The organism is Azotobacter armeniacus (assembly GCF_054779355.1).
Map to the genome: position 1 here is coordinate 119,015 of NZ_BAAGYK010000035.1, position 19,885 is coordinate 138,899.

The 19,885-nt window shown below is 67.5% G+C and carries 16 protein-coding genes; 5 read left to right on the forward strand and 11 right to left on the reverse strand.

Annotation, left to right across the window (positions count from 1 at the left end):
* Positions 1-490 precede the first annotated feature (490 nt).
* The gene (locus ACYVD0_RS08455; RefSeq protein ID WP_460426403.1) at positions 491-1,435 is read right to left on the reverse strand and encodes an SdiA-regulated domain-containing protein; all 945 of its coding nucleotides are present in this window, start codon (positions 1,433-1,435) and stop codon (positions 491-493) included.
* Positions 1,436-1,967: 532 nt separating this feature from the next.
* On the opposite strand from ACYVD0_RS08455, the gene ACYVD0_RS08460 reads away from it, so the two are divergent.
* From ACYVD0_RS08460 to ACYVD0_RS08475, 4 genes are all read left to right on the forward strand, one after another.
* Positions 1,968-3,455: a SulP family inorganic anion transporter gene (locus tag ACYVD0_RS08460; RefSeq protein ID WP_460426404.1), complete on the forward strand. Its 1,488-nt coding sequence runs from the start codon at positions 1,968-1,970 to the stop codon at positions 3,453-3,455.
* A gap of 15 nt (positions 3,456-3,470) precedes the next feature.
* Positions 3,471-4,325, forward strand: coding sequence for a universal stress protein (locus ACYVD0_RS08465; RefSeq protein ID WP_460426405.1), 855 nt, complete (start codon positions 3,471-3,473; stop codon positions 4,323-4,325).
* 115 nt (positions 4,326-4,440) lie between these two features.
* A complete protein-coding gene (locus tag ACYVD0_RS08470; RefSeq protein WP_460426406.1) occupies positions 4,441-4,734 on the forward strand; it encodes a hypothetical protein in 294 nt (97 codons plus the stop codon).
* Entirely contained in the window at positions 4,731-6,071 is a 1,341-nt protein-coding gene (locus tag ACYVD0_RS08475; protein ID WP_460426407.1) for an MATE family efflux transporter, read from the forward strand. The genes ACYVD0_RS08470 and ACYVD0_RS08475 overlap by 4 nt, the downstream gene beginning before the upstream one ends.
* Before the next feature lie 133 nt (positions 6,072-6,204).
* Here the strand turns inward: ACYVD0_RS08475 and speA are convergent, their stop codons facing one another.
* From speA to ACYVD0_RS08525, 10 genes are all read right to left on the reverse strand, one after another.
* Positions 6,205-8,115: an arginine decarboxylase gene (speA, locus tag ACYVD0_RS08480; RefSeq protein ID WP_460426408.1), complete on the reverse strand. Its 1,911-nt coding sequence runs from the start codon at positions 8,113-8,115 to the stop codon at positions 6,205-6,207.
* Positions 8,116-8,157: 42 nt separating this feature from the next.
* The gene (locus ACYVD0_RS08485; protein ID WP_460426409.1) at positions 8,158-8,532 is read right to left on the reverse strand and encodes a translation initiation factor; all 375 of its coding nucleotides are present in this window, start codon (positions 8,530-8,532) and stop codon (positions 8,158-8,160) included.
* 114 nt (positions 8,533-8,646) lie between these two features.
* Positions 8,647-10,266, reverse strand: a complete 1,620-nt coding sequence (locus ACYVD0_RS08490) for an L-lactate permease (protein ID WP_460426410.1) — start codon at positions 10,264-10,266, stop codon at positions 8,647-8,649.
* Between the two features lie 113 nt (positions 10,267-10,379).
* The gene (locus ACYVD0_RS08495; protein ID WP_460426411.1) at positions 10,380-11,387 is read right to left on the reverse strand and encodes a 2-hydroxyacid dehydrogenase; all 1,008 of its coding nucleotides are present in this window, start codon (positions 11,385-11,387) and stop codon (positions 10,380-10,382) included.
* 150 nt (positions 11,388-11,537) lie between these two features.
* On the reverse strand, positions 11,538-12,500 hold the full coding sequence (locus ACYVD0_RS08500) for a lysylphosphatidylglycerol synthase transmembrane domain-containing protein (protein WP_460426412.1): 963 nt from the start codon (positions 12,498-12,500) through the stop codon (positions 11,538-11,540).
* The gene (locus tag ACYVD0_RS08505; protein ID WP_460426413.1) at positions 12,497-13,237 is read right to left on the reverse strand and encodes an SDR family oxidoreductase; all 741 of its coding nucleotides are present in this window, start codon (positions 13,235-13,237) and stop codon (positions 12,497-12,499) included. The genes ACYVD0_RS08500 and ACYVD0_RS08505 overlap by 4 nt, the downstream gene beginning before the upstream one ends.
* On the reverse strand, positions 13,234-14,550 hold the full coding sequence (locus ACYVD0_RS08510; RefSeq protein WP_460426414.1) for an FAD-binding oxidoreductase: 1,317 nt from the start codon (positions 14,548-14,550) through the stop codon (positions 13,234-13,236). The genes ACYVD0_RS08505 and ACYVD0_RS08510 overlap by 4 nt, the downstream gene beginning before the upstream one ends.
* Positions 14,547-15,971 (reverse strand): UbiA family prenyltransferase, encoded by a 1,425-nt coding sequence (locus ACYVD0_RS08515; RefSeq protein WP_460426415.1) that lies wholly within the window; start codon positions 15,969-15,971, stop codon positions 14,547-14,549. The genes ACYVD0_RS08510 and ACYVD0_RS08515 overlap by 4 nt, the downstream gene beginning before the upstream one ends.
* Positions 15,972-16,286: 315 nt before the next feature.
* Entirely contained in the window at positions 16,287-16,820 is a 534-nt protein-coding gene (locus ACYVD0_RS08520) for an NUDIX hydrolase (RefSeq protein WP_460426416.1), read from the reverse strand.
* Positions 16,820-17,869 carry a DUF2333 family protein gene (locus ACYVD0_RS08525; protein WP_460426417.1) on the reverse strand — a complete coding sequence of 350 codons (1,050 nt, stop codon included), beginning with the start codon at positions 17,867-17,869 and terminating at the stop codon, positions 16,820-16,822. The genes ACYVD0_RS08520 and ACYVD0_RS08525 overlap by 1 nt, the downstream gene beginning before the upstream one ends.
* 219 nt (positions 17,870-18,088) lie before the next feature.
* Here ACYVD0_RS08525 and ACYVD0_RS08530 point away from each other — a divergent pair, with 219 nt between their 5' ends.
* On the forward strand, positions 18,089-19,858 hold the full coding sequence (locus ACYVD0_RS08530) for a protein-disulfide reductase DsbD (protein ID WP_460426418.1): 1,770 nt from the start codon (positions 18,089-18,091) through the stop codon (positions 19,856-19,858).
* The last annotated feature ends 27 nt before the right edge of the window (positions 19,859-19,885 follow it).

Genomic DNA, 19,885 nt, shown 5'->3' on the forward strand with positions numbered 1-19,885 from the left:
CCGACCTCCCTGGGTCCATGGGGGGAACGCCTTGTGCATTCGAGACGCACGGCAAGTCTAGTCGGGGTCTGCAACGTTCTCCTGATGGGAAACTGATTCCCACTGGAAGGGGGGCAGCGGGGGGCAGCGGTGGCCAGCCGCTCCAATGGCAAGCTCCCGAACGCGCCGGCGGGGCGGCGCTGCAGGCCTTCGACGAATGGATGCGCCAGGACAACTTCGACGGCACGGGCAGCACCATTGCCGTCACCCTGCTGCAGGCGGGGATCGCCCGCCCCGACTTGTTCGACGTCGATCTGGCTTCACCGAACGCCTGAAGACGAGATCAGGAAGGGGGGCTGGGTGAACTGCCCGGAGGGGCGGGAATGGCAGCCGGTGGCACCGTGACCCGCTGAAGCCGCAGGGCTGGGCCTCGGCGACGTTGCCGGCGCGGGTGTCTCGGCCCGGGGAGTCTGGCCGAGCCGGGGTGTTCCGCCAGCCGGCGGCGAGCGGCTCAGTTCTTGCGATCGAAAACGTAGAACAGGTTCGGCTCGCTGACCATATAGAGCCTGCCGTACTCGTCCAGGGCCACGCCCTCGCCCTGCGGGATGCTCTCCTTGAGCCCCGCGGAACCACGCCACAGGGAACGCAGGCTCACCGTATCGCCCCGGCCGTCCAGCTCCACCATCAGCCGCGACTCGTCGCTGAGCAGGATCAAGTGGCCGCTGCTCTGGTCGTACTCCACGGAGGACAGACCGGTGCCGACGAACTTTTCGTTCAGCCAGGCGGAGCGGTCGAGCACCTTGAGGTTGAAGTCGCCGGACAGGCTGGCCTTGAACCCGCGGACCTCGTAGAGCTTGAGCGGCGAACGCTCTGTGGCCACGAACAGGCGGTCGCCGCCGCGGTCGTAGCCGACCCCCTCGAAGCCGCGGTTGTCGCCATCGGGATTGTCGAAGCCCAGGGTCAGCGCCCGGTAGTCCTGGCGCCGCAGCGCGCCGGGACCTGTCGGCACCGGCACGGCGACCAGGGCCTGGTCGCGCTCCTCGGTGAGCAGCAGCAGATCGCCGCCCAGGTAGGCCACACCCTCGACGTCCTTGAAGCCTTCCAACGGATAGCGCGCCAGCACCTCGCCCTCGGTGCTCAGGGCGAGCAGCTCTTCCGGATTGTTGATCACCGCCCACAGATGGAGGCGCTCGTCATCGTAGGCCAACCCGGAGAGATTGTTGCGCACGCCGGCGACCGGCAGTGCCTCGATGCGCACCTCATAGTCCGGCAGGCAGAAGTCGAGGCCCTTGGCACAGGCCTCGAGCCAGGCGCTCTTCACCCAGAAATACAGGCGCTCGTCGAACTGCCGGTCATGCACTTGCTGCACCAGGAACAGGCTCAGCAACAACGCGATCCAGATCCGCGGATGTATTGCAGGCAGCCGTCCCAGCAGCCCCTTGGCAATGGCGATCATGATGCAGTCGTTCTCGATGGATGGAATTTGCGACGCAATATACACATCCTAGGCTACAGGTTTGCTAGTGATCGCCCGCCCCCAGGGCAATCGCATGAACAACTTTCGCCCCTCTCCCATTCATGGGATGGGCGGGGGGAAGAGGGTATGAGCAGCAATGGCCTGTTTCCCCTCTCCCGCACGCGGGAGAGGGAGTGAAGGCTGCACCTGCCCCTTCATACGATTGCCCTGCGCCCGCCCCCTTGGTCGCGTTACCGAATATATCTATGCTAAGGTCCGCTCCTCTAAAAGAATCCAGGCACCTGCACCGAAAATGACCGACCGCTCCACCGCACGCTGGCTGCCCACGCCGCCATAGCGTTTCGCCCCCTCCCCCGACCTGCGCCCGCCGCAAGTACCCGAGCGCCCGTACGCCCTGCCGTCGCGTGTCTCACCCTGATTGTCCGACGAAAAATTTTGCCATTCGAAGCGTCCACCCCCGCCCGGGGAGGCTGCGTTTCTTTTTGTTTGTTCGTTCCAACAGGAAAAAACCATGCTGAAACCCCTCAAAGACACCTGGCTGTTCAACGTCCGCGGTGACGTCCTCGCCGGCCTGGTGGTGGCCCTCGCGCTGATCCCCGAGGCCATCGCCTTCTCCATCATTGCTGGCGTCGACCCCAAGGTTGGCCTCTATGCCTCCTTCTGTATCGCTGTGGTGATTGCCTTTGTCGGTGGCCGTCCCGGCATGATCTCGGCGGCTACTGGCGCCATGGCCCTGTTGATGGTGACCCTGGTGAAAAACCACGGTCTGGAATACCTACTGGCCGCCACCCTGCTCTGCGGTGTATTGCAGATCGTCGCCGGCTACTTGAAGCTTGGCTCGCTGATGCGCTTCGTCTCGCGCTCGGTGGTCACCGGCTTCGTCAATGCCCTGGCGATCCTGATCTTCATGGCTCAGTTGCCGGAGCTGACCAACGTCACTTGGCATGTCTACGCCATGACCGCCGTCGGCCTGGGGATCATCTACCTGTTCCCCTATGTGCCCAAGATCGGCAACCTCATCCCTTCGCCGCTGGTGTGCATCGTCGTGTTGACCGTCGTCGCCATGGTCCTGGGCCTGGATATTCGCACCGTCGGCGACATGGGTCAGTTGCCGGACACCCTGCCAGTCTTCCTCTGGCCTGACGTGCCGCTGACCTTCGAGACCCTGGCGATCATCTTCCCCTATTCAGCGGCCCTGGCCGTGGTCGGCCTGCTCGAGTCGATGATGACCGCCACCATCGTCGACGAACTGACCGACACCCCCAGCGACAAGAATCGCGAGTGCAAGGGCCAGGGAGTGGCCAACATCGCTGCCGGCCTGCTCGGCGGCATGGCCGGTTGCGCCATGATCGGCCAGTCGATCATCAACGTGAAATCGGGCGGTCGCTCCCGCCTGTCTACCTTTTCCGCAGGTGTATTCCTGCTGCTGATGGTGGTGTTCCTCAGCGACTGGCTGACCCAGATCCCCATGGCCGCGCTGGTGGCGGTGATGATCATGGTGTCGATCGGCACCTTCAGCTGGGACTCGCTGCGCAATCTAAAGAAACACCCGCTGTCGACCAATATCGTGATGGTCGTCACCGTAGTGGTTGTGGTGGCCACTCATAACCTGGCCTACGGCGTGCTGGTCGGCGTGCTGCTGGCGGCGCTGTTCTTCGCCAACAAGGTCGGCCACTTCCTGCGCATCGACAACGAGAGCCAGGAAGACGGCCATGCCCGCACCTACCGGGTGGTCGGTCAGGTATTCTTCAGCTCGTCGAGCAAGTTCGTCGATGCCTTCGACTTCAAGGAGGCGCTGAACCGGGTCACTATCGACCTGTCCCATGCCCATTTCTGGGACATCACTGCGGTAGCCGCCCTGGACAAGGTGGTGCTCAAGTTCCGCCGCGAAGGAACCGAAGTGACGGTGCTCGGCCTCAACGCGGCCAGCGCCACCATCGTCGACCGCTTTGGCGTGCACGACAAACCCGACGCTATCGACACACTCATGGAACACTGAGAAAGGAGCGACCCCATGACTCGGATACTGGCCTGCATCGACGGCTCCCCGTCCACTGCAGCAGTCTGCGACGGCGCCATCTGGGCCAGCCGGCGCCTCGGCCTGCCGCTGACCTTCCTGCATGTGCTGGACCGCGGGCGCTACCCGGAGCCTGGCGATCTCAGCGGCGCCATCGGCCTGGGCAGCCGCGAGCACCTGCTCGACGAGCTGACCCGGCTCGACGAGCGGCGTGCCAAGGTGGCGCTGGAGCAGGGCCAGGCGGTGCTGGAGGCGGCCCGTGACCGCGCTATCGCCGCCGGCCTGGAAGCGCCGGAACTCTGCCAGCGCCACGGCGCCCTGGTCGAGACCCTCGGCGAGATGGCCGACAGCATCCACCTGCTGGTGATCGGCCGCCAGGGCGAGGACAGCCGGCACAACGCCGACCAGCCCATCGGCAGCCAGCTCGAGAGCGTGACCCGCACCCTGGTCCGGCCGACCCTGGTCGTGCCGGACGACTTCAAGGCACCAGGCAGCCTGCTGCTCGCCTACGACGCCAGCCCGACCGCCCGGCAGGCTGTGCACATGCTGGCCACCAGCCAGCTGTTCAAGGGCCTGCCGCTACACCTCCTGATGGTCGGCGAGGACAACGCGCTGACCCGTGCTGCGCTGCACGACGCCCAGGCGCAGCTGGAGGTCGCCGGCTTCGTGGTGATCCCGGCGATCCGCGAGGGCGACATCGAGCCGGTGCTGCACGCCTATCAACAGGAGCGCGCCATCGACCTGCTGGCGATGGGGGCCTACGGGCATTCGCGGATCCGCCGCTTTTTCCTCGGCAGCACCACCAGCCACATGCTGCACACGTCATTGACGCCTCTGCTGCTGCTGCGCTGAAAGCGCCCGCCCGGCGCGTTATCCTTGCCCGGCTTTTCCGGGCCGTCCCCTTTCCCCCGTTGGAGCGAGGGGAGCCCGCGGCCCGGCACCTTTCTTTGTTCAGCAGGGGGATGCAATGCAAGAGGAAAGCTTCTTCGAATGGCTCGGCGAGGCGGTGGGGGCAGTGCTCCGCTACCTCGTCGAGGCGCTGGGCGGACTGTTCGACTCGATCGCCAGGGCCGGCGCGTCTTTCCTCGAAGGCTTGTCGCGCACCCTCGGCATGAATCCCACGCTGCTCGGCTTCATCGCCCTGATCGCCGGCCTGGCGCTGCTGATCGCCGGGGTGCGCGCGCTGCTGCAGCGCGCCTTCATCAGCGGGGTAATCTGCCTGCTGCTGGGCCTCTGGGTGCTCAGTTGGCCGATCCAGTGAGCGCCGTCGCGCTCGCCGAGGCCTGGCGCCACGCGCCGACCCAGCGCCGGGTCTGGGCGCTGGCCGCGCCGATGGTCCTCTCCAACGTCTGCACACCGCTGGTGACGCTGGTCGACAGCGCAGTGGTCGGCCACCTGACGCACGCCCACCAGCTCGGTGCTGTGGCGGTCGGCGGCAGCCTGTTCACCCTGCTCGCCTGGGCCTTCGGCTTCCTGCGCATGGGCACCACCGGCTTCGCCGCCCAGGCCTGCGGTCGCGCCGACGGCGCCGCGCTGCGCCAGGTGCTGCTGCAGAGCCTGCTCCTGGCCGGTGCCTTCGCCCTGCTGCTGGGCCTCTTGGCGTTACCCTTCGGCGAACTCGCCCTCGGCCTGATGCAGCCCTCGGCAACGCTGGACGCGCTGAGCCGCGAGTACTTTCACATCCGCCTGTTCGGCCTGCCGGCGGTGCTGGCCAGCTACGCGCTGATCGGCTGGCTGCTCGGCACGCAGAATGCCGGCGCACCGCTGGCCATACTGCTGGTCACCAGCCTGGGCAACGTGGCGCTCGATCTGTGGTTCGTTCTCGGCCTCGACTGGGGGGTGGCGGGCGCCGCTCGCGCTTCGGTTATCGCCGAGTGGAGCGGCGCCCTGCTCGGCCTGGCGCTGGCCCGCCGAGCGCTGCGCCAATATCCCGGCCGGCTGCCCTGGAACGCCTTGCACCGCTGGGCGAACTGGCGCCCGCTGCTGGCGGTGAACCGCGACATCTTCCTGCGCAGCCTGCTCCTGCAGCTGGTGTTCTTCCTGCTCACCGTGCAGGGCGCGCGGCTCGGCGACGCCACGGTGGCAGCCAACGCTCTGCTGCTCAACGGTCTGCTGCTCACCGCCCACGCCCTGGACGGCCTGGCCCATGCCGTGGAAGCGCTGTGCGGGCACGCCATCGGCAGCCGCGACCGCGCCGCCCTGCGCCGGGCACTGGTGGTCGCCGGGCTCTGGTCGCTGCTGGCCAGCCTGGGCTTCGCGCTGTTCTTCCTGGTCGGCGGGTCACTGTTCATCCGTCTGCAGACCGACATCGCGACGGTGCGCGAATTGGCCGAAGGCTATCTGCCCTATCTGGCCGTGCTGCCCTTGATCGCGGTATGGAGCTACCTGCTCGACGGCCTGTTCATCGGCGCCGTCCGCGCCCGCGAGATGCGCGACGCCATGCTGTTCGCCGTGGCCCTGGCGCTGCCGCTCGCCTGGCTGCTGCAGGATCTGGGCAACCACGGCCTGTGGCTGGCCTTCCTCGCCTTCATGGCGCTGCGCGCCCTGATCATGGCGGCCTTCGCCCGGCGCCTGTGGCGTCAGGGGCTGGCGGAATAGGCGCCAGAGGCTCAGGCCAATAGGTAGCCTTCTGCGTAGGATGGAAAACTCGCATGGCGATTTTCCACCATGCCCTGCATGCCGCCTTGGAGGGAAAGGCTTGCGGCCGTTTCCCATACGCATGGGCGGTGCACTACGCAGACAGGTAGGACGAGCGCGTCAGTCCCAGGCGCAGGGCGTCCAGGTACTGGGCGCGTTCGCGGGCGCCGATGGGCGCGCCGGCCACCTTGTCGCGGTAGTAGGTCATCAGCTCCTCGGGGGAGAGGTGCACATAGCGCAGCATGTCCTCGATGGTGTCGTGGGTCTCGATGCCGGTGTGGTAGACGCGGCCGTCGGCACGCTGGTAGACGTTCACCGAGTCGGTATCGCCGAACAGGTTGTGCATGTCGCCGAGGATCTCCTGATAGGCGCCGACCAGGAAGATGCCCAGGAAGTACTCCTCGCCCGTGCGCAGCTCGTGCACCGGCAGACTGGTCTCGATGCTCTGCTCGTCGACGTACTGCTTGATCTTGCCATCGGAGTCGCAGGTCAGATCCTGCAGCACGGCGCGGCGCAGCGGCTCCTCGTCGAGCCGGTCGAGGGGCAGGATCGGCAGGACCTGGCCGATCGCCCAGGTATCCGGCAGGCTCTGGAACACCGAGAAATTGCAGATGTACTTATCGGCCAGCTTGTCATTGAGCTCGTCGATCACCTGGCGGTGGGAGCGCTGGCGGGCCTTCAGCGAGTCGTGCAGACGCCGGCAGAGCGCGTAGTAGCACTGCTCGGCGAGCGCCTTGTCGGCCAGGCTCAGTTTGCCCTCGGCATACTGGCGGGACAGCTCTCCGAGGTACTGGGTGGCGCGCCAGTAGGTTTCGGTGACCATCTCGTCGTCGGTCGGGCCGAGCAGCTCGACCAGCCAGCGCAACGTCTCCGGCAGGCGCTCCGGATCGGTGACTTCCGTCAGTTGGTCGTTGTGGCGCTCCACGTCGGTGACCTGGACGACCAGCAGGGCATGATGGGCGCTCAGCGCGCGGCCGCTCTCCGAGAAGATGTGCGGATGCGGCAGGCCCTGGGCGTCGCAGAACTCCAGGAGCATGCCGACCACGGTGGCGGCGTAGTCGTCCAGGTCGTAGTTGATCGAGCTGGGGTTGCGCGAGTGGGTGCCGTCGTAGTCGACGCCCAGGCCGCCGCCGACGTCCACGTGGTCGAGGGGCAGGCCGAGGGCACGCAGCTCGGCGTAGTAGCGGATGGCTTCCTTGAAGCCGCCCTGGTAGTCGGCCAGGTTGGCGATCTGCGAGCCCATGTGGAAGTGCAGCAGGCGCACCCCCTGGTCCAGCCCGGCGCCACGCAGGCGCTCGATCACACGCAGCAGCTGCGCCGCCGAGAGGCCGAACTTGGCCTTCTCGCCGCCGGTGTCGGCCCACTTCGAGGAGGCCAGCGAGGACAGCCGCACGCGCAGGCCGAGCTGCGGGACGACCTTGAGCTCGGCGGCCTCCTCGATGACCAGTTGCACCTCCGACTCCTTCTCGATGACGATGAATACCGCGTGGCCGAGCTTCTGGCCGATCAGCGCCAGGCGGATGAATTCGCGGTCCTTGTAGCCGTTGCAGACGATGGTGCCGCCCTTCGGCGCCAGCGCCAGCACGGCGAGCAGCTCCGGCTTGGAACCGGCCTCCAGACCGATGGAGACGTTCGGCGTGGCGATGATGTTCTCCACCACCGCCTCCTGCTGGTTGACCTTGATCGGATACAGCGCGGTGTAGCGGCTCTGGTAGCCAAGGCGCTCGATGTGCGCGTCGAAGGCGCCGGTCAGCTGGCGCACGCGGTCCTGCAGGATATCGGGAAAGCGCACCAAGAGCGGCAGCGACAGGCCGGCCTCGCGCAGCTGGCCAAGCAGCTCGACGAGGTCGATGGGCCGCTCGGCGGCGCGGTTCGGCCGCGCTTCCACATGTCCCTGCTCATTGATGGCGAAATAGCCGGCACCCCAGTGACGGATGCCGTAGACGGCGCGGCTGTCGGCCACGGTCCACTGGCTACCGTCGTCCTTGCGTGTACGTCGTGCCATGGATTTCTCCTGTGCAGAGATGTCTTCTGATAGAGACTAGGACTAGCCGCCGGACTTCTTCGCCTTGAAGCCGCGCCTGGCGAGTTCCTCGAGAAGCAGCTCGACGTGCTCGCCCTGGATCTCGATGACCCCGTCCTTGAGCGCGCCGCCGGTGCCGCAGCGGCGTTTCAGGGCACTGGCCAGCTCTTTCAACTCGGCCTCGGCCAGCGGCACGCCGCTGACGGTAGTCACTGTCTTGCCGCCGCGGCCCTTGGTCTCGCGGCGCACCCGGGCGATACCGTCGCCGGCCGGCACCCGGCTCTGCGCGCAGGTGCAGGTGGCGACCGGCTGGCCGCAGTCGGGGCAGTGGCGGCCGCCGTCGGTGGAATAGACCAGACCGCCCAGGGCGGCGAGTGAAACGGCTTTCTTGTTGGCCAAGGCTGGCTCCTCGGGAATGCGGGGCGGAACGAGGAGGCAGTGTAGCGGCAGCGTGGGCGATGCTGAAGGCCGAATGCTCGCTCGGCCCGCAGCCCCCGATCGCCGGGAAGAACGCTATACCGGCAGCGACAGCGCGAAGGTCCGGACACAGACATAGGCCAGCAGCGCCAGGCTGTAGCCCAGGGTCAGGCGCATGATCGCCGACTCCCCGCCGACCTGCCCCACCGCCGCCGCGGCGATGGCGATGGACTGCGGCGAGATCAGCTTGGCCATCACCCCGCCGCTGGTGTTGGCGGCCACCAGCAGGGCCTGGCTGGTGCCGATCTGCGTCGCGGTCACCGCCTGCAGGTGGGCGAACAGGGTGTTGTTGTTGACCACCGAGCCGGTGACGAACACCCCGAGCCAGCCGATGGAGGGCGAAATCAGCGGGAACGCCCGGCCGGTCTCCGCCAGCGCCAGGCCGATGGCGGAAGAGGCGCCGGAGAAGTTGGCGATGTAGGCGACGGCCATGACCAGGCAAATCATGCCGAGCGGCTGCCATAGCGCCTTCAACGTCTGCCGCAGTTGCTCGCCCGCCACCTGCCACGACAGGCGCGGCGACAGCAGGACTGTCAGCAGCACGGCGACCAGGATCGCGGTGCCCGGCGCCCCGATCAGGGACGGGCTCCAGACCGCCGGCAGCGCGCGGACCGCCGGGGTGATGGGCGGCAGCACCTCGACCTGCAAGTGCAGGAACGGCACTGGCCAGTGCAGCACTGTGCCGGCCAGCGGGCCGTCGGCAGCGAACAACGCCTTGAATGCCGGCAGGCTCCAGAGCAGGACCAGCGCCGTCAGGATATAGAACGGCGACCAGGCGGCGATGACCTCCCCGAGCGACCAGCGCCGGTCGGCCAGCGCCGGCGCATCCGGCTCGCGGTAGATGTGCCGGGGCTGCCAGACCTGCATGAACAGTGCCAGCGCACCCATGCACAGGATCGGCGCGAGGATGTCCACCAGCTCCGGGCCGAGTAGGTACAGGGTGAGCGTCTGCACCGCGCTGAACAGCGCGCCGATCAGCGCCAGCACCGGCCAGGTCTCGCGCACCCCGCGCAGGCCGTCGAGCACCAGGATCAGCAGGGTCGGCACGAACAGCGTGGCCAGCTGCACGATGGCGATCATCATCAGCGACATCTCGGCCAGCGGCACGTTGCCCTGCTGGGCCCCGACAATCACCGGGATGCCGATGGCCCCGTAGGCCCCCGCCGCCGCGTTGGCCAACAGGCAGAGCATGGCCGCCTTCAGCGGCTGGAAGCCCAGCTCCACCAGGAGCGCGGCGCAGATGGCAATGGGCACGCCGAAGCCGGCCACCCCCTCCAGAAAGGCGCCGAAGCAGAAGGCGATGAGGATCACCTGGATGCGCTGATCCTCGGAAATCGTGGCGATGCTGCCACGAATGACCTCGAACTTGCCGCTCTTGACCGCCAGCCGGTACAGCCACACGGCCATCAGCACGATGTAGCCGATGGGCCACAGGCCGCTGAGAATACCGAGCGCCGCCGCACCGAGAATGCTCTCCAGGGGCATGCCGAACCCCAGCAGCGCGACGGCCACCGCGATGCCCAGGGCCAGACAGGAGGCGGTCAGGCCCTTCAGCTTGAGCAGCGTCAGGGCGAGGAGAAAGAACAGAATGGGAATCGCCGCCAGCAGGGCGGACAGGTAGGGATTGGCGAAGGGATCGTAGATCTGCTGCCACATTGTCGGGATGTTCCTGATCGGGATGGACGCGGCCCTTCCGTCGGCCGCGCGGGAAAAGCGCCAGGCGAAGGCGAATCGTCCGCCCGGCCCGCAGGTGGCCGGGCGGCGGCGCTTCAGGCACTGACGGGCAAGAGGTTCGCGCAGGTGCGTCCGCCGGCGTAGCAGTCCAGGTTGTGCAGGGTCGTCTCGGCGATCTCGCGCAGTGCCTCGACGGTGAAGAAGCCCTGGTGGCCGGTGACGATCACGTTGGGGAAGGTCATCAGGCGCATGAAGACATCGTCGTCGATGATGTCCGAGGAGCGGTCGTGGAAGAACAGCTGGCTCTCCTGCTCGTAGACGTCGATGGCCAGTGCGGAGAGGCGTCGCGACTTGAGCGCGGCGATCACCGCGCGGGTGTCGATCAGTGCGCCGCGGGAGGTGTTGACCAGCATGGCGCCATGCTTGATCCGCGCCAGGCTGGCGGCACTGATCAAATGCCGGGTGGCATCGCTCAGCGGGCAGTGCAGGCTGACCACATCGGATTCGGCGAGCAGGACGTCGAACGCCACATATTGGCCGAGTGCGGCGAAGTCGGCCGTCTCGTACGGATCGTAGCCGAGCACCCGGCAGCCGAAGCCCTTGAGGATGCGCGCCGTGGCCAGGCCGATCTTGCCGGTGCCGACCACGCCCACGGTCTTGCCGTGCAGGTTGAAGCCCAGCAGGCCGTCGAGCATGAAGTTGCCCTCGCGCACCCGGTTGTAGGCGCGGTGGGTATGCCGGTTGAGGGTCAGGATCAGGGCGATGCAGTGCTCGGCCACCGCCTCCGGCGAATAGGCCGGCACCCGGGCGACGAACAGCCCCAACCGGCGGGCGGCCTCCAGGTCGATGTTATTGAATCCCGCGCAGCGCAGCAGGATCGCCCGCACGCCGTAGCCGTGGAGGGCCTCCAGCACCGGCGCATCAAGCTGGTCGTTGACGAAGACGCACACCGCCTCGCAGCCCTGGGCCAGCGCCACGGTCTGCAACGACAGCGTGGCCTTCTGGTAGACCAGCTCGAAGCCGCGGGAAGCATAGTCCCGCTGCAGAACCTCGTCGAAAGAGCGTTCGTCGTAGGGTTGCGCACTGAATACCACGATCTTCATGGGTGAAAGCTCCTGCCGTTCGGTCGGCACCGCCACCCCTGGCTGGCCGACTGGTGTGGAAATCAGAAACAGTGTAGGGAATCCGGAGGGGCGACCGGGTGCGCAGGATCAATGGGCCAGGACAAGCGCGGACGACTCCGCTCTCATGTCTCAGTGACGCCCGGACGCGCGCTCCGGATCGCTGCGGCTCAGGCAGGCCGCGCCTAGCCCCACGGCGAACCACAGGGTCGCCAGCCGGATCAGCACGGTCGCAGCCACGGCATCGGCACCGGCCATCCCCTTCCACACCAACAGGGCGGCCATCGCCGCCTCGGCTCCCCCCAGCCCCCCCGGCATGAAGCTCAGCGCCCCGGCCAGCATGGAAATCGCGTACACGAACACCGCGAAGGCCAACGGCACGTCCGCGCCCATCCAGCGCAGGAGCCAGTAAAAGGCCAGGGCTTCGGCGCTCCACGCCGTCACGCTCAACAGGGTGGCGCCGAACAGCAGGCCAGGACGATGGCAGCGGCGGGCTTCCAGCAGGACATGGAGGAGCGCCTGGAAGAGCCCGAGCGCCCGGCCGCCCGACGCGGGAAGCGAGCCGGCCAGTCGCTCGATCAGGCCCCGCTGCGCCAGCAGCAGCAAGCCCGCCGCGACCAGCCCTACTCCGACGACGATCAGCGGCCGCGCATCCGGATACAGCGTCAGGCCGAACAGGGTCAGCAGGACCACGGCGCACAGGTCGGACAGGCGCTCGCTGAAGAAGGCGGCAAAGCTCTGCGGATAGGGCACGCCCCAAGGCTTGAGCAACAGGCCGCGCAGGGCTTCACCCGCCTTGCCGGGCGTGGTGGTCAGGGCGAAGCCGGCCAGGTAGATCCTGAGGCTGGATTGCCAGGGCACGGCGTGGCCGAATGCCCCGAGGTAGCTCTGCCAGCGCCGGAAGCGCAGGCCGTAGTTGACCAGCGACATCAGCAGGGCAAGGGCGATGCCGCTCATGCCGACCTTGGCCACGGCGCTGCCAACCTCCTGCCAGCCGGCCCACAGGGAAAAGCCCAGATAGCCGAGCGCCGCGCACAGCACCGAGAGAACGACCGTTCGGTAGCGCCAGCCGGACAGGTACAGGGCGTCACTCACAGGCTCAACCGCTTGAAGATCGGCTGGGGGATGCAGCGGATGATCAGCATGATCGGTGCCCAGAAGCCGGGGGTGTAAAGGGTCGCCGCCCGGCGCTCGATGCCCCTGACGATGCGCCGCGCCACCGCCTCCGGACTGGCCAGCAGCGCCGCCGGCAGCGGCAGCCCGCGGGTCATCGGCGTGTCGACGAAGCCCGGCTTGACGGTCATGACATGCACACCGGCCTTGAACAGGCGAGCCCGCAGGCCTTCGCAGAAGGTGGAGACGGCGGCCTTGGCGGTGCCGTACAGGTAGTTGGAGGGGCGACCACGGTCGCCGGCCACCGAGGAAATCACCGCCAGGCTGCCGCAGCGCTGGGTCTCGAACTGGTTGGCCAGGAGGGTTAGCAGGGCGATGACCGAGGTGCCGTTGTTGGCGAACTCCTGCAGAGCGATCCCGGCCTCCCGCTCGCAGGCCTGCTGGTCGGGCAGGGTGCCGTGGGCGATCAGGGCGATATCGATCTGCTGCAAGGCGACCAGGCAGTGTTCGAGCATGGCCGGATGGGCCGCGAAGTCGGTGGCCTCCAGGCGGTAGGTAGTGACGGCCCTGGCGCCGCGGATGCTCAGATCGGTGGCGACCTGCTCCAGCTTCTCGGGGTTGCGGGCGACCAGGAACAGCTCGCTGCCCTGCTCTGCCCACAGGCGGGCGCAGGCGCCGGCGATGGCCGAGGTGGCGCCGATGATCAGTACTCGTTTCATGCGGTCACTCGTCTCCAGAAGCGGGAATTCAGGGCGGGATCGCGCAGCGCCTCCAGGCGCTCCCAGGCGGGATAGGCCCGGCGAAAGTCGCTGGCGCTCATGTGCGCATCCTTGGCCGGGTACAGACGTCCGCCGGCCTCGCGCACCACGGCATCCAGGCGCGGGAACAACGCCCGCTCCAGATCGGCCTGCTGCGGGAAGTCCAGGGCCAGCGAGGTGCCGGGCAGCGGGAACGACAGCAGGCCGGGCGAGGCAATGTCGCCACAGCGCTTGAGCACGGCAAGGAAGGAACCCAGGCCGGAGGCGGCGATGGCGCTCAGCAGCTCGCCCAGGGCGACCTCGGCCACGGCATCGGGAAGCACGCACTGGTACTGCTGGAAGCCCCGGCACCCGTAGATGCGGTTCCAGTGCAGGATGCGGTCCAGCGGGTAGAAGAAGGGTTCGTAGTCGACGCGCCGGTGGGTGCGGCTGGCCGGATGGATGCGCCAATAGAGTTCGTTGAAGGCGCGCAGCGACAGGTGATTGACCAGCGAGACCGGCGGCGTCAGGGGAACCCGCAGCTTGCGGCGCCCGCCCACCTCCAGCCGGCCATAGCGGGCATGGTCGCCGACGGTGAACACCCCTCTGCCGGCATGGCGGCCCATGGCTAGACAATCGATCCAGGCCACACTGTACTCATGGCGGTGATTCAGCTCGGCCGACAGCGCGAAGAATTCGCTCAGTCCGCCGAAGCGCACCAAGGTGCGATCGATCTGGCTGGAGCGGATCGGCATCAACTGGATTTCCGCCCAGGCGATTACCCCGGTCAGCCCCAACCCGCCGATGGTGGCGACATATAGTTCGGGATTTTCGTCCGAAGAGCAGGTCAAGACCTCCTGGCCATGACGCTGCAGGCCAAAGCGCAGCACATGGTTGCCGAAGGTGCCGCGCCGATGGTGGTTCTTGCCGTGCACGTCGTTGCCGATGGCGCCGCCCAGGGTAGCGTACTGCGTGCCCGGCGTGACCGACAGGAACCAGCCGCGGGGAATCGCCACCGCCAGGATCTCGGCCAGGGTGACGCCGGCTTCCGCCAGGACGATCCCCCGTTGCCAGTCGACCTGGATGAAGCGATCCAGCGCGCGCATGTGCAGCACCCGGTCACTGGCCGCCAGGCAACTGTCGCCATAGCTGCGCCCGTTGCCGTAGGGCAGCGTGCTGCCCTGCTCGCGAACGATCTCGTCCAGATCGGCAGCCAGCCGGTCACGCCAGTGGCAGGCCCGCGCGGTCTGCGGTGCATCGGGATAGCGGCCCCAGGAATGGACTGGCGCGCTCATGTCGCCCCCCAGAACACCAGACCGAACAGGACGCCAACCAGCAGGCTGACGCGGTCGCGGATGGCGAACACCACCGGGTCCTCGTTCATCTGCCCGCGATGGGTGAGCATCCAGACGCGGGTGATCCAGAACAGCAACAGCGGACAGGCCAGCCAGATCAGCTCCGGATAGGCGTACAGGGAGACGGTGGCCTGATCATGGATATACAGCGCCAGCACCATTACCGCCAGATAGCCGGAGGCCGCGCCCAGCGAGGAGATCTCTCCCAGGTCGTCGGGATAGTAGCCGCGCCCGCGGGTCTTTTCGGTATGCCCCTCGCGCCAGGCTTCGCGCAGCTCGGCGTAGCGCTTGACCAGCGCCAGGCTGAGAAAGATGAACATCGAGAAGGCCAGGATCCAGAAGGTCAATGGCAAGCCGAACGCGGCGCCGCCGGCGATGATGCGCAGGGTGTAGAGCAGCGCCAGGGCGATGACATCGACCGCCATGTAGCGCTTCAGCGCCAGCGAATAGGCCAGGGTCAGGCTGTAGTAGGCGGCCAGGGCCACGGCGAACGGCCAGGGCAGCAGCCACAGGGCTCCGGCAAAGGCCCCCGCCAGCAAGAGCGGACAGACGAGCAGGCCGCTCCTGATCGACAGGCGGCCAGCGGCAAAGGGACGATGCCGCTTGGCGTGATGGAGCCGGTCATCGGGCAGATCCAGCAGATCGTTGAGCAGATAGACGCTGGAGGCGCACAGCCCGAAGAGCAGGAAGGCCAGGATGCCCTGCCAGAGCAGCACGGGATCGGTCAGCCGGTGGGCGGCCAGCAGCGGTACGAAGATCAGCAGGTTCTTCATCCACTGGTGCAGGCGCAGGGCCTTCCGCCAATCCTGCAGGCTGGACGGATTCGAGCGAATGACCTGCTCGACGTTGCCCAGCGCCCTGGCACGGCTCTCGACGCCTCGCTCGGGATTGACCACATAGGCCTTGCGCGCCACCGCCCAGACGGGAATATCGTCCTGGGAATTGCCGACATAGTCGAAGCCGCCTTCCCCATAATGCTCGACCAGAATGTCGCGCTTGCGATGCGCGGAAAGATTCCGCTCGGCAGTGGAGCCCAGCACCCGGTCGAACAACTGCAGATGGCCGGCAACGCGCTCGGCCAGGCTGTGGTGGCTGGCCGTCGCCAGCACCACAATCCGCCCATTGCGCCGCTCGGCCTCGATCAGGGCAATTACCTGCGGATCGTAGGGCAGGCTACCGACCTCGATATCGGAGGCCAGCGCCAGCTTCTCCTTCAGCATGGCCTTGCCGTTGCTCAGCCATCCCAGCGGCTTGTGCAATTGCAGGGGCTGACGACGGAAAAAGCACAGCCCGGTTTCCAGCAAAAGATTCGAGCGCAACAGCGTGCCATCCAGGTCGATGACAAGAGGAGCAGCAGTCAACTCGAACTCCCCCTCAAGTCAGTACAAAACACCCGGATAAGCATGCACTCTTTCGGCATCCAGCCGTTTCTCACTATTCATCCCTCATGCGCAGGGCTCGAAAAAGCACGACACGGAGTCGCCGTAATCACGCACGGTGCGCGCTGACTAAAAACAGCGCTCGCAACCGGTACCATGATGAAAGGTAGCAGCCAGGCGACCGCCAAGCCTGCCCCCACACGATCGTAGTCGAACAGACGAAAGCAGCGCGGCAAGGCCCCGCTTACAAGGAGGGATTGCACAGAGCAGGTACGGCCAGGAAATGTCGCAGCCGACTCAGAGCATCCCGAGGCACGTGCGCAGGGCCTGCAGGGAGTCCGGGCAATAGGGGCGCTCCAGAGCCTCGCGCAGGGCCTCGAGGGGTGGGATGAAGCGGGCTTCCAGCACTTCCTCGGGCTGCAGCACCAAGGGGGCGTCGGAGATCGCCGAGAACACCGCGCACCACAGGCGGTTGTCCGGCTGGTCGAAGAAGAAGCGGCCCTGGTCGCGCAGTTCCACGCCGGCGATGCCGAGCTCCTCCGCCAGCTCGCGGGCGGCGGACTCACCGTAGCCTTCCCCGGCCTGCACCATGCCTCCGGCGGCGACGTCCCAGTAGCCGGGATAGATCGCCTTGCTGAGGGTGCGCTGGTGCACGCAGAGCTGCCCGGCGCCGTTGAACAGCAGGATGAAGGTACCGCGGCCGATCAGCCCGCGCTCGCGCAGCTCGGCGCGGGGCAGCGCACCGAGTGGGCGGTCGTCGGCATCGACCCAGGCGACCAGTTCGGCATCGGAGGCGGCCCGATGAGCCGCCTCCCGTGCGGAGATGGCCATCAGCCCTGGGAAAGCAATGCGCGCAGGTCGATCAGCGCGGCGTTGGCCCGGGAGATGAAGTTGGCCATTACCAGCGAGTGGTTGGCCAGCATGCCATAGCCACCGCCGTTCAGCACCATTGGGCTCCACAGCGGCTCCTGCGCCGCCTCCAGCTCGCGGATGATCTGCTGGATGCTGACGGTGGCGTTCTTGCGCGCCAGCACGTCGCCGAAATCCACTTCGATGGCACGCAGGAAGTGCGACAGCGCCCAGGCGTGGCCACGCGCCTCGTAGAACACGTTGTCGATCTGCAGCCAGGGCGTCTTGGCTCGCTCCCCCTGCTGCATCTGACCGGTCGCTTCGTCAGGAACCAGGTCGGCATCCAGGCGCTCCTGGCCAATGCTCGCCGAGAGCCGCTGGGAGAGCGAGCCAAGACGGGTGGAGACGTCGCCCAGCCAGCCGTTCAGGTTGTCGGCGCGGGCGAAGAATTGCGCGCTGGGCTTGACCGGGTCGGCCAGGCGGGCCAGGTAACTGTCGAGCAGCTTGAGACCGGCGCGGTATTCGGTTTCGGAGGCCGGCAGCGCCCAGCTGCGGTTGTCGAAATTGAAGCGCGGCTCGGCCTTGGCCAGATCCGAGTCCTCGGTGGACTGCGATTGCGAGCGGGCAATCTCCTTGCGCAGCGAGCGCGCCAGGTCGCGCACCTGAACCAACACGCCGAACTCCCAGCTGGGCATGTTGTCCAGCCAGACTCCGGGCGGGGAAAGGTCATTGGTCAGGTAGCCGCCCGGCTTGTCGAGCAGGGTGCCGGCCACTGTCTTCAGTGTCTCGATGGTGGTGTAGCCCTTGACAAACTTGCGCTGTGCCTGCTCGGCCGCGGCCTGGGCGTTCTCTTTCACCGGGAAGGCGTCCGGCTCTTGGCTCCAGTACCAGCCCAGCAGCCCTGTCACCAGCAGGTAGAGGCCGAGCAGCAGTGCCAGGGCGCGGCCCAGCCAGTGGTTGCCGACGACGCGCCGCAGGGCGCTGTCGACGCCACTGCGCGTACGGCTTGCGCTTTCTTTCCAGTCCAGCATGGCAAAATCCTTCGTGATTCGAAAAGTCGGCCGGCCTTCGAGCCGGCCGCGCAAGCCTAGCATTAATGGGGAGAGCACCGGGACGGAGCGACGTCGCGCCCGCATGCGAGCCAGATCGCGCGGGCAGTGCTTGCCACATGCCGGCCACGGCCTGCAGTGTTCCGCCGCCTCCGGTATCATCCGGCCCTTTGTATTTCTGCACGTTTCTGCGAGAACGCCATGCGCCGCCTGCTGCCCCTGCTCCTGCTGCTGCTCGCCCTGCCCTCCGCCGCTGGCCTGTTCGACAGCCGGCCCGGCTCGACGCTGGGCGGACTGGACAACCGCGGCGACTTCCTGCCGGTCCGCGAGGCCTTCCGCCTGAGCCTGGTGGACAGCACGCCGCAGTCGGTGCGGCTGCGCTTCGTCGCCGCCGAGGGTTACTACCTGTACCGCCAGCGCCTGCAGTTTCGCGCCGAGGCGACTCAGGTCCAGCTCGGCGAACCCCGCCTGCCGGCCGGCACGCGCAAGACCGATGAGTACTTCGGGGAAACGGAGGTCTACTACGGCGTGCTCGACATCGAGCTGCCGCTGGACAACCCGGACAGACAGCCCTTCACCCTGCAGGTCGGCTACCAGGGCTGCGCCGACAAGGGGCTCTGCTACCCGCCGGAAACCGAACAGCTGCAGATTGGCGATGCCGGCGCCAGCCCCTGGGCCGTGGCGCCGCCCGCCGCCGGGACGGGCGAGCGGGGCTGGCACGCGCTGGCGCTGTTCTTCCTCGCCGGCCTCGGCCTGACCTTCACCCCCTGCGTGCTGCCGATGCTGCCGATCCTCTCCGGCGTGGTGCTGCGCGGCACGCTCGGCGGCGCACGTGGCCTCGCCCTGTCGCTGGCCTACGTGCTGCCGATGGCCGCCTGCTTCGCCCTGCTCGGCGCGCTGATGGGGCTGTTCGGCGCCGAGCTGAACCTGCAGGCGCGCCTGCAGGCGCCCTGGGTGCTGGCGCCCTTCGCGCTGTTCTTCACACTGTTTGCCCTGGCCATGTTCGGCGTCTATGAACTGCGCCTGCCGCAGGCGCTCAGCACCCCGCTGGAGCGCCTGGCCGGCAATACCCGCGGCGGCTCGCTGTGGGGGGCCGCCGTCCTCGGCGTGCTGTCCAGCCTGCTGGTCTCACCCTGCGTCTCCGCCCCGCTGGCCGGAGCGCTGCTATACATCAGCAGCAGCGGCGATGCCCTCGGCGGCGCTCTGAAGCTCTTCGCCCTGGGACTCGGCATGGGCGCGCCGCTGGTGCTGTTCGCCACCGGCGGCGGCGCCCTGCTGCCGAAGAGCGGCCCGTGGATGCTCGCGGTGCGCAATGCCTTCGGCGTGCTGCTGCTGGCGGTCGCCGTGTGGCTGCTCGAACGGGTGCTACCCGGCCCGCTGGCGCTGGCCCTGTGGGGCCTGCTGGCGGCGGGGGTGGCGCTGTTTCTTGGCACCCTCGAACTCACTGCGAAGAGCCACCGGCAGAAGCTCGGCCAGTTGGCCGGGCTGGTCCTGCTGGTCTACGCCCTGGCCAGTTGGACCGGTGCGCTGCGCGGCGAGTCCGATCCACTGCGCCCGCTCGGCAGCGCGCCGCTGTCCACCGCTCCCGCCGTGCCGGGCGCCGGTGCCTGGCGGACCGTCACCGCACCGGAGGAGCTCGACGGCGCCCTGGCCGAGGCGAAGAATGCCAGCCAGCCGCTGCTGCTCGACTGGTATGCGGACTGGTGCATCAGCTGCAAAGTGCTCGAGCGCGAGGTGTTCGCCGCCCCGCAGGTCGCCGCGCAGCTCGGGGGCTACCGGCTGATCCGCTTCGACATCACCGCCGGCACCCCGGCGCAGCGCGCGCTGCTGGACCGCTATCGGCTGTTCGGCCCGCCGGCCATCCAATTCTTCGCCGCCGACGGCGAGGAGCGCGAGGCGCTACGGGTGGTCGGTGAAATCGACGCCACAGGCTTTGCGCAACGCCTGCGGGAAAGTCAATCCCAACGCTGATCCTGCAAGACATATGCGAGGAATCGC

Excerpts from the sequence above, each read along its gene's own strand:
- ACYVD0_RS08455 (WP_460426403.1), bottom strand. The coding sequence starts at position 1,435 with ATGATCGCCATTGCCAAGGGGCTGCTGGGACGGCTGCCTGCAATACAT.
- ACYVD0_RS08460 (WP_460426404.1), top strand. The coding sequence starts at position 1,968 with ATGCTGAAACCCCTCAAAGACACCTGGCTGTTCAACGTCCGCGGTGAC.
- ACYVD0_RS08465 (WP_460426405.1), top strand. The coding sequence starts at position 3,471 with ATGACTCGGATACTGGCCTGCATCGACGGCTCCCCGTCCACTGCAGCA.
- ACYVD0_RS08470 (WP_460426406.1), top strand. The coding sequence starts at position 4,441 with ATGCAAGAGGAAAGCTTCTTCGAATGGCTCGGCGAGGCGGTGGGGGCA.
- speA (WP_460426408.1), bottom strand. The coding sequence starts at position 8,115 with ATGGCACGACGTACACGCAAGGACGACGGTAGCCAGTGGACCGTGGCC.
- ACYVD0_RS08490 (WP_460426410.1), bottom strand. The coding sequence starts at position 10,266 with ATGTGGCAGCAGATCTACGATCCCTTCGCCAATCCCTACCTGTCCGCC.
- ACYVD0_RS08495 (WP_460426411.1), bottom strand. The coding sequence starts at position 11,387 with ATGAAGATCGTGGTATTCAGTGCGCAACCCTACGACGAACGCTCTTTC.
- ACYVD0_RS08505 (WP_460426413.1), bottom strand. The coding sequence starts at position 13,237 with ATGAAACGAGTACTGATCATCGGCGCCACCTCGGCCATCGCCGGCGCC.
- ACYVD0_RS08510 (WP_460426414.1), bottom strand. The coding sequence starts at position 14,550 with ATGAGCGCGCCAGTCCATTCCTGGGGCCGCTATCCCGATGCACCGCAG.
- ACYVD0_RS08520 (WP_460426416.1), bottom strand. The coding sequence starts at position 16,820 with ATGGCCATCTCCGCACGGGAGGCGGCTCATCGGGCCGCCTCCGATGCC.
- ACYVD0_RS08525 (WP_460426417.1), bottom strand. The coding sequence starts at position 17,869 with ATGCTGGACTGGAAAGAAAGCGCAAGCCGTACGCGCAGTGGCGTCGAC.
- ACYVD0_RS08530 (WP_460426418.1), top strand. The coding sequence starts at position 18,089 with ATGCGCCGCCTGCTGCCCCTGCTCCTGCTGCTGCTCGCCCTGCCCTCC.